General features: G+C 48.5%; 13 protein-coding genes and 1 other RNA gene. 8 read left to right on the top strand and 6 right to left on the bottom strand.

Going from position 1 to position 14081, the window contains the following annotated elements:
* Window positions 1–4: 4 nt before the first annotated feature.
* From dolP to KV201_RS19305, 4 genes are all read right to left on the bottom strand, one after another.
* Window positions 5–571, bottom strand: a complete 567-nt coding sequence (dolP, locus tag KV201_RS19320; RefSeq protein ID WP_006083531.1) for a division/outer membrane stress-associated lipid-binding lipoprotein — start codon at window positions 569–571, stop codon at window positions 5–7.
* Window positions 568–1161, bottom strand: a complete 594-nt coding sequence (locus KV201_RS19315) for a phosphoheptose isomerase (protein WP_006083530.1) — start codon at window positions 1159–1161, stop codon at window positions 568–570. Before KV201_RS19315 ends, dolP begins: the two co-directional genes overlap by 4 nt.
* Before the next feature lie 109 nt (window positions 1162–1270).
* Window positions 1271–1597 (bottom strand): YraN family protein, encoded by a 327-nt coding sequence (locus KV201_RS19310; RefSeq protein WP_006084496.1) that lies wholly within the window; start codon window positions 1595–1597, stop codon window positions 1271–1273.
* Window positions 1594–3498 (bottom strand): penicillin-binding protein activator, encoded by a 1905-nt coding sequence (locus KV201_RS19305; protein ID WP_226060249.1) that lies wholly within the window; start codon window positions 3496–3498, stop codon window positions 1594–1596. Before KV201_RS19305 ends, KV201_RS19310 begins: the two co-directional genes overlap by 4 nt.
* Window positions 3499–3586: 88 nt before the next feature.
* On the opposite strand from KV201_RS19305, the gene rsmI reads away from it, so the two are divergent.
* From rsmI to KV201_RS19280, 5 genes are all read left to right on the top strand, one after another.
* Window positions 3587–4429 (top strand): 16S rRNA (cytidine(1402)-2'-O)-methyltransferase, encoded by an 843-nt coding sequence (gene rsmI, locus KV201_RS19300; RefSeq protein WP_006083527.1) that lies wholly within the window; start codon window positions 3587–3589, stop codon window positions 4427–4429.
* A 65-nt stretch (window positions 4430–4494) separates the two neighbouring features.
* Window positions 4495–4846, top strand: an RNA gene (gene rnpB / locus KV201_RS19295) — RNase P RNA component class A.
* Window positions 4847–5208: 362 nt separating this feature from the next.
* Entirely contained in the window at window positions 5209–5532 is a 324-nt protein-coding gene (locus KV201_RS19290) for a DUF883 C-terminal domain-containing protein (RefSeq protein ID WP_006083526.1), read from the top strand.
* A 9-nt stretch (window positions 5533–5541) separates the two neighbouring features.
* Entirely contained in the window at window positions 5542–6051 is a 510-nt protein-coding gene (locus KV201_RS19285) for a hypothetical protein (RefSeq protein WP_226060248.1), read from the top strand.
* Window positions 6045–6293, top strand: a complete 249-nt coding sequence (locus tag KV201_RS19280) for a hypothetical protein (protein WP_011848121.1) — start codon at window positions 6045–6047, stop codon at window positions 6291–6293. Before KV201_RS19285 ends, KV201_RS19280 begins: the two co-directional genes overlap by 7 nt.
* Window positions 6294–6423: 130 nt before the next feature.
* Here the strand turns inward: KV201_RS19280 and KV201_RS19275 are convergent, their stop codons facing one another.
* A complete protein-coding gene (locus tag KV201_RS19275; protein ID WP_226060247.1) occupies window positions 6424–8070 on the bottom strand; it encodes a hypothetical protein in 1647 nt (548 codons plus the stop codon).
* Between the two features lie 180 nt (window positions 8071–8250).
* Window positions 8251–9471, bottom strand: a complete 1221-nt coding sequence (locus KV201_RS19270; RefSeq protein WP_006083522.1) for a threonine/serine exporter ThrE family protein — start codon at window positions 9469–9471, stop codon at window positions 8251–8253.
* A gap of 157 nt (window positions 9472–9628) precedes the next feature.
* Between KV201_RS19270 and KV201_RS19265 the strand changes: the two genes are divergently transcribed.
* The 3 genes from KV201_RS19265 (at window position 9629) to gntR (ending at window position 14064) form a co-directional block, all read left to right on the top strand.
* Window positions 9629–10039 carry an MAPEG family protein gene (locus KV201_RS19265; protein WP_226060246.1) on the top strand — a complete coding sequence of 137 codons (411 nt, stop codon included), beginning with the start codon at window positions 9629–9631 and terminating at the stop codon, window positions 10037–10039.
* 215 nt (window positions 10040–10254) lie between these two features.
* Window positions 10255–12675 (top strand): YgiQ family radical SAM protein, encoded by a 2421-nt coding sequence (locus KV201_RS19260; protein WP_107946278.1) that lies wholly within the window; start codon window positions 10255–10257, stop codon window positions 12673–12675.
* 390 nt (window positions 12676–13065) lie between these two features.
* A complete protein-coding gene (gene gntR / locus KV201_RS19255) occupies window positions 13066–14064 on the top strand; it encodes a gluconate operon transcriptional repressor GntR (protein WP_107946279.1) in 999 nt (332 codons plus the stop codon).
* Window positions 14065–14081 lie beyond the last annotated feature (17 nt).

Genomic DNA, 14081 nt, shown 5'->3' with positions numbered 1-14081 from the left:
AAAATCACTCTGTATATTCAAATACTCTTACCACTTTACGCACGCCTGCTGTATTGCGGGCGATATCAACGGCTAAGTCTGCTTGCGAGCGATGGATCACGCCGAGCAAGAAGACTTCACCATTTTCAGTGATGACTTTAATGCGAGTCATATCCAAATCTTTCTCGTTTAGCATGCGGCCCTTCACTTTGGTGGTGATCCAAGTGTCGTTGCTGCGTGTGGTGAAAGAAGTTGGGTTGCCAATGCGGATCTGATTGTGGATCTTGCCGCCTAGCTTAAGATCTTGTACGACCTTGATGGCTTTATCCCTTAACGTAGAGTTAGGGGCTTGGCCTATCATAAGCACATTGCCATTGACGGACACACCAGTGATATTAGTTTGTTTTTTAAGATCTTCTTGCTCTAGTAGCGCACTAGTGATCCTAAAATCCGTATTAGTATCATCAATCTGTGTCTTAACAGTACGCTCATCGTTGGCCATCATAGCGCCACTCACTGCGCCCACCATAACGGCACCGGCGCAGCCTTGTAGCAGCAAGCAAACCATTAACAGCGGGGCAGCGTGTCTCATTGCTGCTCGTCCTGCGGGAAGAGTGTGCGGTCAATGTTGTCACACAGGCAGTGGATCACCAGTAAGTGCACTTCTTGAATACGTGCGGTGACGTTTGAAGGCACGCGGATTTCCACATCGCCCACGCTCAACAGGCCTGCCATAGCGCCGCCATCTTTACCCGTTAGTGCAACGATCGTCATGTCGCGGCTTAATGCGGCTTCCATGGCTTTAATCACGTTACCTGAGTTACCGCTGGTGGAGATTGCCAGCAGAATGTCGCCCGGTTGACCTAAGGCAAAAATCTGTTTTGAGAAAATCTCATCATAGCTATAGTCGTTGGCGATAGCTGTAATGGTTGAAGTGTCAGTAGACAGGGCGATGGCCGGTAAGGGTGGACGTTCAATCTCGTAGCGGTTTAGCAGTTCGGCTGAGAAATGTTGTGCATCGCCAGCACTGCCGCCGTTACCGCAAGCAAGGATTTTATTGCCACCCAAAAGACAGTGCACCATCATCTCGGCCGCTTTGGCGATTGATTCTGGCAGTGCTTCGGCTGCATCGATTTTTGTCTGGATAGATTCAGTAAAGCTGTCTTTAATGCGTTCTAACATGGATAAATCCTTTCAGGATAAAGTGTTGCTATCATGCCATATTTCCACAAGCGTGTTGAGGCACAGACGTTAAAAATAATTTGTGTCGCTACTCTCGCACTATTGGCGCTTAAAAGGCATCGACGAGCCAATGAATTTGATCGGCTTCCATGGCGATGACATCGAAACGACAGGGCACATCGAGTCTATTGAGTTGCAAATAATGGTTGGCCGCTTTGCGAATCCGCGTGATTTGCGCCGCGCTTAAAGCCTGTAATGCGCCGCCATATTGGGTTGCCGAGCGATACTTCACTTCAACAAATACCCAATGGCTTTTATGGCGCATGATCAAATCAATTTCCCCAAACGGATAGCGGACATTACGTTCGACAAAAGTTAACCCTTGCTGTTCAAGGTAACGTTGTGCGTGCGCTTCTGCCTGCTGTCCGAGTGTCATAGCTGGCGGAAGCTGCCTCTTTGGTAACGTCCCCAGCTTAATTGACGGTTTACTATGCCATCTTGACTAACCGATAAAGCGCCGCTGCGGCCATTGAATTGGTAACCCGTAAATGAGCGCATTTGTGCTAAACGGCCGATCAAGTCCATCGCATCATAACCCATAACAAACAAACGTTTCTGACTGTTATTCCAGCCCGAAAATAGTGTGTTAACCATTAGGTTTTCTTCGCCGTTTTGCATCAGCCAAGGGGCATCGCTGAGGGTGAGGTTATTTAAATCCTGCGCCGTTTGTGTGCTTTCGTTCTCAACTCGGCTGCGGCTTGAGGTATACAGGGGCACAGGTTGAGTGAACACGCTGAAGTTAACGTCGATAAAGGCCTTGAGCAGAGTCAGATCCTGCGGCGTTGAAATCATATAAATGGCATCAATATCTTGGCGTGAGCGGAAGTCAGCCTGCACTGAGTTACCCAGCAGCTCCTTGATGCGTGCGATACGGGCTTGGCTATCACGCACGCCAAGGGCATCTTGCACTGTGGTTTTCATTTGGTCGCCGCCATCGTAGTAATAGACTTCGACGACGTTATCGCTCTTCTTTTTCCACGCTTGAATAAAGCTCTCGGCCATACGTTTGCCAAGGGCATCATTGCTGGCAAGCAGCAATGGCATAGTGACGCCATCTTGATATAAATGCTCGGCGGCATCGGCTGCTTCTTGGGCTGGCGATAGCGCAAAGTAGAATTTGTTTGGATCGGGGGTGAACTTATCAACTTGATTCAAAAAGAGTTGTGGTACAGGCACCGCAGGAGCTGCAGCAACCGTATTGGCCGTTTTGTCTGGGTTGGCAGCATTGGCCTGCGCATTAGTGGCGGCAGTATTTGCCGCATTCATCACTTGTAGTTGTTCGATTTCAGTCGGCAGTAATGGGCCTATAATAAACTCGGCTCCCGCCATCAGCGCCTGTTGATACGCACTCGCCGCATCATTGGCCGTATCGTAAAAATTCACTGCGACTTTATCGTTTTGCTTCGCCATATAGCTGGCTAATATGCCTTGGCGAATCGCATTGGCGGCGTTCGCTCTTGGGCCCGTCAGCGGCAACAGCACGGCAATGTTTTTCGGTGTAAAAGGCTTAGCGTTGAGGGCTCTGTCTAAATCGGCAGGCAATTTTGCCGCAGCTGGGTGATAAGGGTTCTGCTTTTGCCATTCACCTAAGTGGCGCACTAACTGGGTGGGATCGACGGCATAATGCTTAGCGATATAAGCCAGTTGTAACCAGCCTGCAAACACTGGACTTTTAGCATCTTGGGTAAACGTCTTTATCGTTTGTTCGTGCATCGGCTGCAGCACTTGCCAAATGGTGTTATTCACTTCGTTGGCTTGGGCGGGTGGCAAGTAAGTAGTCAGTAAACTCAACTCGCGTACTTGTTCAATTGGCTGTTTATTCAATTGATATAAATGCGCTTTGAACTGGTGATAGGCCGTCATCTGCCAGCTTGGCAGGCTCCAATTACTTGGATAATTTAAGGTTTTAAGGGCATCACTGTAGGTGGACGTGTGTTCAAGTACGCGTGCAGTTAAGTATTTATGTTCGGCCAGTAATGTTGGGCTCTGAGTTAAGCTCGGCTGTATCGATTTAAGCAGCTTCTGCGCCGCGGCATAGTCATTGGCATTAATATAGGCATGGGCTGCTAGCAGCAGATTAGTATCGCGCTGCTGCGGATCTTTACTATTGGCCGCTTGCGCCAAATAGACATTTGCCGCCAAAGGTGCGGATGCTAATGAGGTAGCCAATGTGGCGGTTGTTCCAGTGGAATTGGGCGATGAAACACCACAACCCGCCAAGATTACCGATAAAATGGCCACGGAAACGAACTTAGTTGTATTCAGGCTTTTTAACACTGGGCTTCACTCTGGTAAGATGCGGCCTCTAGTTTAACCTTCTCTCGCGCTTGACGAAAGTCTTGGCACTGTCATTACAGAGGTATATATGGACCAAAGCGTCGCACTCTACATAGTTCCTACTCCCATAGGTAATTTGGGCGATATGAGCTCACGGGCAATAGAGGTGCTGAATCAGGTTTCATTGATCGCCTGTGAAGACACTCGCCACAGCGGTAAGTTGTTGAGCCACTTCGGCATTACCACTAAAACCACGGCCTTGCATGACCACAACGAGCGTGCGCGTGCCCAGTGGATTGTGGATCAGCTTGCAGCGGGTCAGTCGATAGCATTAATTTCCGATGCGGGTACGCCGTTGATTTCCGATCCTGGCTACCACTTAGTCTCACATGTGCGCCAATCTGGGTTTAATGTGATCCCATTGCCGGGCCCTTGCGCGGCGATTACTGCCTTAAGCGCCTCGGGTTTGCCATCGGACCGTTTTACTTTTGAAGGATTTCTGCCCTCAAAAGAAAAAGCCCGCGCCGATAAGTTATTGGCACTGAAAGAAGATCCGCGCACGCTGATTTTTTACGAATCACCACACCGCATCGAGCATAGCTTAACGACTATGGTCGAAGTGCTGGGCGGTGATCGCCATGTGGTGATGGCGCGTGAAGTGACCAAAACCTTCGAAACCTTTTTATCTGGCCCTGTGTCAGAAGTGCTCGCTAAAGTAAGCACTGACCTAAATCAGCAGAAGGGTGAAATCGTTCTTATGGTGCATGGTTACCATTTAAGTGATGACGAAGCGATTCCCACGGTTGCCATCAACACGCTCAAACTCTTATGTGAAGAATTGCCATTGAAGAAAGCCGCTGCAATTGCCGCGCAAATTCATGGACTTAAAAAGAATGCCTTGTATAAATACGGCCTAGAGTCTGATTTATAAGCGCTAAAACGGCCGCGAGCGGATTATCTGTGGTGCATCAGGGTGGCTTAGGCTATAATCCGCGCCGAGTTGGCCAGACAGTCGCCGCGTTCGCAAGAACGGGGAGGAAAGTCCGGGCTCCAAAGAGCGGGGTGCCAGGTAACGCCTGGGCGGTGTGAACCGACGACAAGTGCAACAGAGAGTAGACCGCCTGCCTGATTTATCAGGTCGGTAAGGGTGAAAGGGTGCGGTAAGAGCGCACCGTGCGGCTAGCAATAGTTCGTAGCAAGGTAAACTCCACCCGGAGCAAGACCAAATAGGGTTCCGTATGGCGTGGCTCGCGTTGGAACCGGGTAGGTCGCTTGAGCCTGTGAGCGATTGCAGGCCTAGATGAATGACTGTCCAAGACAGGACCCGGCTTATCGGCCAACTCACCTCATTCAATAGAAAGCCCGTTTGTCGTAATGACAAACGGGCTTTTTGTTTTTTTAACTGTTGCAGTTTTAAGTGACCGTTACTTTTTAAATTATTAAAAATCAAAGTATTGAATTCCCCGTCCGTATCCAATCTATATCCTATTTAGTTGTCTGTTCTGTCGCTCTCTTTATCATCCTTCGCTGCAGGTAAAAATTACCCTATGTAGGTAACATCTACCGTTAACTGAGGGCACGGATATACAGTGTTTAAATATAAATCTTTGTTTTTGTTTGCTTATATCGATTGGCTTAGCCATTGCATTGGTTTATATGCAAAGTGCAGCATTTTGTTGCATTGCACTCAGTTCATCAAGGAGTCTGCTAATGGCTAGTTCAAAAAGTGTAACAGAACAAACTAACAGTAAAGATAACGGCGCGTTAAATTCGCCAACCACAGCGAAAGCCAGCGAAGTGACGCATCATGCCGTTGACGCTGTGGCAGAGAAAGCCGCTGTTGCAGAGGATACTTTGCGTAAAACCGCCGCTAGCTCGCAGGAAACACTGGCGCACAAGCAAGAGGAAATCAAACAGCAACTGCAAAGCTCTTACAGTAAAACCCGTGAGCTGGCAGCGCAGAATCCTCTGGCCACAGCCGGGATAGCGTTTGCTGCTGGTGTAGTGTTGACGGCCTTGTTACGCCGTCGCTAAGGTGGGGTTATGCAAAACCGTGCACAGTCAGAGGCGCCAGAGCAAAGACCTGTCCAGCATGCTGAATCCACTGGGCAGCCCGCATCAGCTGCCCAGAATAAAGTGGTTGATCAGGCCATTGAGCAATTGGCTGAGATAGCGGCACTGAGCAGCTCGGTGAAGCAAGCCTATATCAATCAGTTAAATTTGGCAGGGAAAATAGCAACGGCAGAATGGCAGTTAACGGGTCGCAGCTTGATTGTTGCTGCGGCTTTGGTCGTCTGTTTTGGGACGGGTATTACCCTATTCTGGGGCAGTATCTTGTTGTTGCTGGGTTATTTGCTGTTTCAACTGAGCGGCTCGCTGTTGATTACCGCGAGCGCGTTAGTGGTATTGCAGTTTGTGTTATTGATTTGGTGTTGGCGTAGTCTGAGCTATGTGCTGTCGCAAGCGGGTTTTTCAAAGACTTGGCAGCAGTTACGGCTGTTGTTTTCTACTCGACACTCAGCCAATAAACAACAGGAAGATCAACAATGCTAGTGCAACAGTTACTGAAAAAACAGCAATTGAAGCTCACTGTACTGACAGAACAAGGTCAGCTGCAGCATGAGTTATTGCAGGTGAGGAAACAACAACTAGCGCAAAGCGGTCGTGCTTTCATCGGTTCGACTCCCGGCCTTATTGTCAGTTTTAGCTTGGGTTGTCTGTTTCAAATGCGCCACAACAGCACAGTAAAACTGCTGCGTAGTACCTTCGGTCTGCGTTGGATGACCAAACTCTAACTGCCCAGTTATTCTCTGGACGGTTAGCGTTTGGTTTTGTAGGGCTAACCTGCATGACTTTGTAGATCAACATCTTATCAATGCGCTTTAACTCAGCGCCCAACCTTATTCGTCATACGTAAATCAGCCGCTAAAAACTGCGTTTCACTAGGAATCGCCATTCCCAACTGTTCACTGACTCGCCGCCCGTGTAAGGAATCGAAAAATCGATATGGGCGACGTTGCCATAGCTGGAGCGTGAGGAATAAATCCGCGCGCCTATACCTATGCTGCCCAGTGGGCCACTGACTTCATTATTCTCGGCAAACTGGCCGCCGGAAGCTTGACCCAAATCAGTAAAGACGGCCCAGCCCAATTCAGCCAATTGGTATAAGTTGATGTTGGGGTAATTACGTATCTCGGCGGTCAATAACCACTGATTGTCCCCTTGTTGGTATTCGTTTGGATAACCGCGCACGCCAGTTTCATCCCCCAGCCCTTTGGTCAGATCCAGATAAGTGTTCTGTGAAAGGCTGGCCCATGCTTTGCCGTAGGCTGTCCACTTCGGATTGATTTGATAGAAGTACTCGGCTTGGACATCGACCTTGTAAGTGTCTTTTTGGGTTGTACCGATTGTGCTAGTGCCGCCCATTTCTAACAGCCACAGTTGGTCGTCGAACTTATAGCCGCCAGTACTTTGCCAATTGACGTGGTAGCCGACAGGATTGTTATCGCCTATGTCATTGGTTTCTATGCCGAGTTGCACATAGTGATGCCAGCCTAAGTTAAAGTCTTCGTTGTTGGTGATCAGGTGAACGTTATTCAGTACATGGAAATCATCTTGGATAAACTCGTAGGCGACCCAAGGGTACATAAAGTCCCTGTCTTGAGGCAGCATCGAATTGGGGTAGAGATCTGAATTGGCAAACTCGTGTTTATCTTGGGTGACCCCGGTAATAAAGCGAGAAAGATGCTCACTGTTCTTATTAATTAACCAGCCATATTGCAGATTAAGATAGTCGACTGTGTGTTCGAATTCATTTATCTCTTGCCCATTTTGCCTCAGGGTATCAATCCGGTTATCGTCTAAAAACTCCGCCGAATACATGGTATTGGTATCGAGAGAATAGAAAGGCTTACTCACATAAACGTGCTTAGCTTGGCCGTCGCTATTGTCGTAAAACTCGGCGGCAACCGTGCCGTGCTCGATAATGCTCAGCGGAGCTTCGAACGCAAATTTGTAGCCATTACGGGATTCGTTGGACTGGTACTTGAGTCGAGTGCGGATACCTGTTCCGAGTAAGTTGTCTTCTTTAACACCAAAAGAATAACGAGTGTCGCCACCTGAACTGCTCAGGCTAGCAGTGGGTAATAATGACCAGTTATCCCAGGTTTCGACGACAACGGACTCAACCGTGGGATCGGTATCGGCGAGGGGATCTTTTTCGGCGACATAAATTTTGGCGTCGCGGATATAGGGCACCGCCCGCAACAGTCGTTGCGATTCGTCGAGGTCTTTCCGGGCGACAGTATCATTTTCGCCGAAGGTCAGTTTATCGAGCACCACATATTCTTTGGTGTTGATGTGTAAAGCGTTCGCCCAGCGGTGGATGAAAAAAGCATCGGGATCGGATTCATCAAAAATAGGATTGTTAACTACGACTATCTTGCTGACTTTTTTGGTTTCTTGAGCCTTTGTTGCGGGATCGGCGAGCTTAGCGTCTTCTGCTTGGGCAGCACTGATTAGGCTGCCAACACAACAAGGTAGGATGCATGCATACTGAATGAATTTCTGCATAAAAGGCCACTCCCATGAAATTGACGACTGCAGCGAAAACAATTTCACTCTGCAATTCACAATTTAATAACACATGGAAAGCGGGTGTTAGTCAAGAAAACATTTTAATAAGTTTCTGATTTTACTTAAGGTTAACTTAAGGTGGCGGCTGGGCGCGGGCTCCAGCCGAATTCACAATTGTTACAATGTTCGCCTTGGCGGGACGGCGACGTTGGCAAAAATCAATCCTGCGATCAGCGACATAAAAATTAAAAAGATTTGTGAGCCAATATGGGACTGATTGAGCATGGTCTCACCTGAGATTAAGGCATTGAGTCCGATATAGGTTTTACTGCCGGGCACTAAGATCACTATGCCTTGCAACAGGGCGATGGAGGCGGGAGCTTTCATCCAGCGGGCGAAGAGGTTGGAGTAAATCCCGACAGCCAAGGCGCCAAAGAAAATGCCCACCGAATCACCAAAATAATGTCCGCCGAGCATGGCCGAGAAAAACGCCACAATTCCAGCTAATACGCCCCAAGGTGAATCTTGCATCCGGGCCTTGAAGATAAACACTAACGCCATAGATAAAATCGGCACCGCCGACCAAATTGCCCAGCGCGGCAACCCTTCTGGCTCGATATGAATCGCTTCGCCAAACACGGCTTTACCAATCGCCATGCCGAGCACTGCACCAAAGTACAGTTTAAACAATTGCATAATCGCATCCATGATGCGCGCCGTGCCGGAAATCAAATCCCGCGCGGCAAGTTCAGCTAGACCTAAGGTTAACGCTAAGCCGGGAATAAAAATAATGATCGAGGAGAGGATCACCACCGGGATATTAATGTTGGGATCGATACGCGCTATGCCGCAGGCGGCGATGGCGCAAAGAATGGTGGCGAAGGGTTCGAGCACTTCGGCCATGCGTGCCGAGCGTTCGGCGCGGTATACCAAGCCATAGACAAATAAGCCTAATAACCCCGACCAAAATACATCGTTCCAACCTGTGCCCATCAACATGGCAAAGGCGGCGGCAGAAGTACCAAATGAAAAACAAGTTAACACTGGGCCATAGGGATTGGGTTTGTTGGCGATTTCTTCTAAGCGGTCTAAGGCCTCGGCCAAAGTGCGCTTGCCCGAAGTTAATTCATCGACTAATTCATCGGTGCGGGCGAGTGAACCTAAATCGAGTTCGCCGGGCTTTACTCGAGCGGCATGGTTATATTCTTGATCTGTATCGTGTTGTAAAACGAAGGTCATCGAAGTTGGCGAGATAAGGAAGTAGCCTTCGATACCTAAGGTGCGCGCAACGGTTTGTAAGTGGGTTTCTAGGCGATAAGCGGGTGTGCCAAACTTATGCAATGCCTTGCCTAGCTTTATGATAAATCTGCGTTTTTCGATAAACTCGTCGTTATCCAATCGGGGTCTTCACTGTATAAAAAGTTGTAGGGATTAACGCGCGCATATTAACCTATCTTGTCTATAAAAGGTTAACGGCTTTTAACCTTAATACAAATAAATTGCTGAATTTTTGCAGCTCGGGCTATAGTCAGCTTTTTGATAAGGGGAAATAGATATGTCTTTGATGGTAACGGGTCTTTACGCTAGCCTCACTGGGCTATTAATCGTCGCTTTAGCCTATCGAGTGGTGAAAGTCAGAAAAAGTCACAAGATTGGCCTAGGGGATGGCGGTAATAATGCGCTTGCCTTAGCGAATCGCGTCCATGTAAACCTGATCGAAAATGCGCCTATCGTATTGATTCTCATGCTGGTGGCCGAAGCCGGTGGCTTACCCGTATTTTATCTCCACTGCTTTGGGACTGTGTGGATAGTGGCGCGCCTGCTCCATGCTATCGGTTTAACCCAAGGCCAAGGCGGTTACCATTTTGGACGTTTCTGGGGCGTATTGCTCACTTGGATAGTGATCATCAGTCTGGCATTGGTGAATTTGCTGCATTTTGTTCAAGGATTAGGAAAGGGTCTCTAGACGCTTGGGATTGGGCGGTTGAATCCGCCCTAAGCCATATCCATAGCGGATTTAGGGGTATTAGGCTTCAGGCTCAAATACCCCGAAAACGCCTTGATTGATGTTTTTTTAATCGCACTTATCCCTCGTTGCCTGCTATACTCCGCGTCCCTAAATTGGTGTAACTTATTTTCAGTGACGCCTTTATTTGACATTACGTTTTCGGGTCATAATCGATGCAAGTTGAATCCACACTCTTTAGTCATCCCAAGTATTGGGCTACAGGCGATAGCACTGCGCCTTTCTTACCTATGTCCCGCAAGGAGATGGATAAGCTTGGCTGGGATAGCTGTGACATTATCATAGTCACAGGCGACGCTTATGTGGATCACCCAAGCTTTGGCATGGCAGTGATCGGCCGTATGTTAGAGGCCCAAGGTTACCGAGTCGGCATTATTTCCCAGCCCGATTGGTCGAGCAAAGACGCCTTTATGCAATTGGGTCGTCCAAACCTGTTTTTTGGCGTCACCGCCGGCAACATGGATTCGATGATCAACCGTTACACTGCTGACCGTCGCTTACGTTCTGACGATGCTTATACCGCGGGCGATATTGGCGGTAAGCGCCCAGATCGCGCCGTGACTGTGTACACCCAGCGCTGTAAAGAAGCCTTTAAAGATGTGCCTGTGATCATTGGCGGTATTGAAGCCAGTTTACGCCGCATCGCCCATTACGATTATTGGTCGGACAAAGTGCGTCGCAGTGTGATTTTCGATGCCAAGGCCGACATTCTGATGTACGGCAATGCCGAGCGTCCTTTAGTTGAAGTGGCACGCCGCTTAGCTGCCGGTGAACCTATTAGCTCGCTGCACGATGTGCGTGGCACTGCGGTTATCCGTAAAGAGCCGCTGCCCGAATGGCGCGGTATGGACTCGCGCAAGATTGACCAACTGCACAAGATAGAGCCGCTGCCGAATCCTTACGGCGCCGACGATGTGGGTTGTGCTAACTTGTCTGGCCCGTCGGATGTAAAGATATTCGATAACGAAGCCCCTAAGCCAATTAGCGTTCAGCCGCCTAAACCTAAGCCATGGGATAAAACCTATGTGCTGCTGCCCGCGTTTGAAAAAGTCTCTGAAGACAAATATTTATATGCCCATGCTTCACGGATTTTGCACCAAGAGCAAAATCCAGGTTGTGCCCGTGCGTTATTCCAACCCCATGGTGATCGCGCCGTTTGGGTGAATCCGCCCGCATGGCCGCTTAATACCGATGAGATGGATGCCGTATTCGATTTACCTTACCAGCGCATTCCTCATCCTATCTATGGCAAGGAAAAAATCCCTGCCTATGACATGATCAAGACTTCTATCAACATCATGCGTGGTTGCTTTGGTGGTTGTTCTTTCTGTTCGATTACCGAACATGAAGGCCGCATCATTCAGAGTCGCTCACAAGAGTCGATTGTTAAAGAAATCAAAGATATTCAGGAAAAAGTGCCAGGCTTTACTGGAGTGATTTCCGATTTAGGCGGCCCAACCGCCAACATGTATCGTTTAGGTTGTACTAGCGAAAAGGCCGAAAAAACCTGTCGCCGTCTTTCTTGTGTGTTCCCATCGATTTGCGGCCACTTAGGCACAGATCATAAACACACTATCGACCTGTACCGCGCGGCACGTGCGGTACCTGGCATCAAGAAAGTATTGATCGCCTCTGGCGTGCGTTACGACTTGGCAATTGAAGATCCGGCTTACGTTAAAGAGTTAGTGCAGCACCATGTGGGCGGCTACTTAAAAATCGCCCCTGAGCATACGGAAGAAGGTCCGCTCAGCAAGATGATGAAACCTGGCATGGGCGCCTACGATAAGTTTAAAGAATTGTTCGATAAGTTTTCGAAGGAAGCGGGCAAAGAGCAGTTCCTGATCCCTTACTTTATTTCGGCGCATCCGGGCACGACCGACGAAGATATGGTGAACTTAGCGCTGTGGTTGAAGGAACGTAAGTTCAAGCTCGACCAAGTACAGAACTTCTATCCGTCACCGATGGCGAATGCGACCACGATTTATCATACCGAGTTAAACTCGCTGAAAAACGTCAAGCACACCAGCGAAGTGGTCTCTGTGCCGAAGAAAGGGCGTCAACGTCGCTTGCATAAAGCATTGCTGCGTTATCACGATCCTGCGGGTTGGCCATTGATCCGTGAAGGGTTAACTGCCATGGGGCGTGAAGACTTGATTGGTAATAGCCCACATCAATTAGTGCCGCCAGAAGGTCGAAATGAGCGCGGACCTAAGTGGATGAAAGATGCTAACCAAGGCCAAAAAGCCTTTACGCGCTTCTCGGGTAATCAATTCGATGATCGCAAGGGCGATGGCAAATCTAAAGGTACGGCTAAAGGCGGCGCGCAAGCTCAAGTTGGTGCGGAATCAAAACCGGCCAGCAAAGGTGGAAAACCTGCAGCGAATGGCGCTAAGCCAACGGGTTCTAAACCTAGCGGAGCACATTCGAGCCGTCCGGGAGCAAAAGCGCCCTTCGGGCAGTCTGGTTTTAAGGCCGGAGGCTCTCAGGCTAAAAGTAGTGCTAAAGGCAACAATCCATCAAAAAGTGGTGGTAAACCAGCAGGTAAGCCATCCCAAGGTCGCCAACAGGCTAAGTAATCACTTTTAGCTATCACAATAATGTACAAAGGCCGCTCCAGACATAAGTTAGGAGCGGCCTAGCTAGCACTATCATCCCGCAATACTCTCCTTTTTTACAATCCTTTTTGATTTCGCCACAATTTTGCCAGTATGTTTGCCTTAGCTCAGTCTGAAATAAGTTAATGTATATACGGGCTAGCACTTGAGCTTTTTGTTATCAGCCCCTCATCATCTTTACCGATAAATGCTTACAATGAGCGGCGCCGCGATAAAAGAGTCCTAACTGGTATCGCAGGGCGAACTATTATAAAATCTCGTCTGATGCTTATGTCTACTATTTGTTTATATTCGATATTTTAGCTATACATCTCACCCATATCCGCGGTTCGTCAACTAACATTAGATACTATGAATAAAAAGCGTAGACCCACTCTTCAAGACGTTGCCGATCAAGTTGGGGTCACCAAAATGACGGTGAGCCGCTATTTAAAAAATCCAACAAGAGTGGCGCAAAGCACTCAAGAAAAGATAGCTATCGCACTAGAAACCTTAGGTTATATTCCTAATCGCGCGCCGGAAATTTTGGCGCAAGCAACCAGCCGCGCCATTGGTGTGTTAGTGCCGTCGTTAACCAACCAAGTGTTTGCCGAAGTGCTGCGCGGTATCGAGAATGTGACCGGCAAACGCGGTTATCAAACCATGCTGGCTCACTACGGATATCAGGCAGAATTAGAAGAGGAGCGGGTGGCATCACTGCTTTCTTACAATATTGATGGCTTACTTTTATCCGAAAGTTACCACACGCCGCGTACCGTGCGAATGATTGAAACGGCGGGCATTCCGGTCATCGAAATGATGGATAGTGTGTCGCCTTCGATTCAACAGTGTGTGGGTTTTGATAACACAGCGGCTGCATGCGAAATGGTTAAGGCCATGATTGCACAAGGCTATCGCCACATTGCTTACTTAGGCGCGCGCATGGATATTCGCACTCAGCTTAAGATGCGAGGCTACGAGTTAGCGATGCAGGAAGCCAAGCTCACACCTTTGACGATGACCACCAATGAGGCTTCATCGTTTTCCTTGGGGGCGTCGTTATTGCAACAAACCTTAGCGAAATATCCCTATGTGGATAGCTTTTTCTGCACTAACGATGATTTGGCTGCGGGGGTGATATTTGAGTGTCAAAGACAAGGCATCAAGATCCCAGAACAAATAGGCGTTGCAGGGTTTCATGGCCATGATATAGGGCAATCCATGACGCCAAAATTGGCGAGCATTATTACCCCAAGAAAGGAGATCGGTCGAATTGCTGCCACTGAGTTATTAGACCGATTAAATGGCAAAGAGATAGCAGAATCGGTTATCGATCTGGGCTATCGTATTGATTTAGGGGAAACATTGTAGACTTCCCCTTGAACTTT

Origin of the sequence: Shewanella sp. SR1, from assembly GCF_020447145.1 — a bacterium.
Classification (GTDB): Bacteria; Pseudomonadota; Gammaproteobacteria; order Enterobacterales; family Shewanellaceae; genus Shewanella; species Shewanella baltica.
The sequence above is the reverse complement of the archived record's forward strand: the minus strand, read 5'-3'. Positions and strand labels throughout refer to the sequence as shown.

What these genes read in the sequence shown, in the direction of transcription:
- gntR (WP_107946279.1), top strand. Translation starts at nt 13,066, where the DNA reads ATGAATAAAAAGCGTAGACCCACTCTTCAAGACGTTGCCGATCAAGTT.
- KV201_RS19275 (WP_226060247.1), bottom strand. Translation starts at nt 8,070, where the DNA reads ATGCAGAAATTCATTCAGTATGCATGCATCCTACCTTGTTGTGTTGGC.
- KV201_RS19265 (WP_226060246.1), top strand. Translation starts at nt 9,629, where the DNA reads ATGTCTTTGATGGTAACGGGTCTTTACGCTAGCCTCACTGGGCTATTA.
- KV201_RS19260 (WP_107946278.1), top strand. Translation starts at nt 10,255, where the DNA reads ATGCAAGTTGAATCCACACTCTTTAGTCATCCCAAGTATTGGGCTACA.
- KV201_RS19310 (WP_006084496.1), bottom strand. Translation starts at nt 1,597, where the DNA reads ATGACACTCGGACAGCAGGCAGAAGCGCACGCACAACGTTACCTTGAA.
- KV201_RS19290 (WP_006083526.1), top strand. Translation starts at nt 5,209, where the DNA reads ATGGCTAGTTCAAAAAGTGTAACAGAACAAACTAACAGTAAAGATAAC.
- KV201_RS19285 (WP_226060248.1), top strand. Translation starts at nt 5,542, where the DNA reads ATGCAAAACCGTGCACAGTCAGAGGCGCCAGAGCAAAGACCTGTCCAG.
- rsmI (WP_006083527.1), top strand. Translation starts at nt 3,587, where the DNA reads ATGGACCAAAGCGTCGCACTCTACATAGTTCCTACTCCCATAGGTAAT.
- KV201_RS19315 (WP_006083530.1), bottom strand. Translation starts at nt 1,161, where the DNA reads ATGTTAGAACGCATTAAAGACAGCTTTACTGAATCTATCCAGACAAAA.
- dolP (WP_006083531.1), bottom strand. Translation starts at nt 571, where the DNA reads ATGAGACACGCTGCCCCGCTGTTAATGGTTTGCTTGCTGCTACAAGGC.
- KV201_RS19280 (WP_011848121.1), top strand. Translation starts at nt 6,045, where the DNA reads ATGCTAGTGCAACAGTTACTGAAAAAACAGCAATTGAAGCTCACTGTA.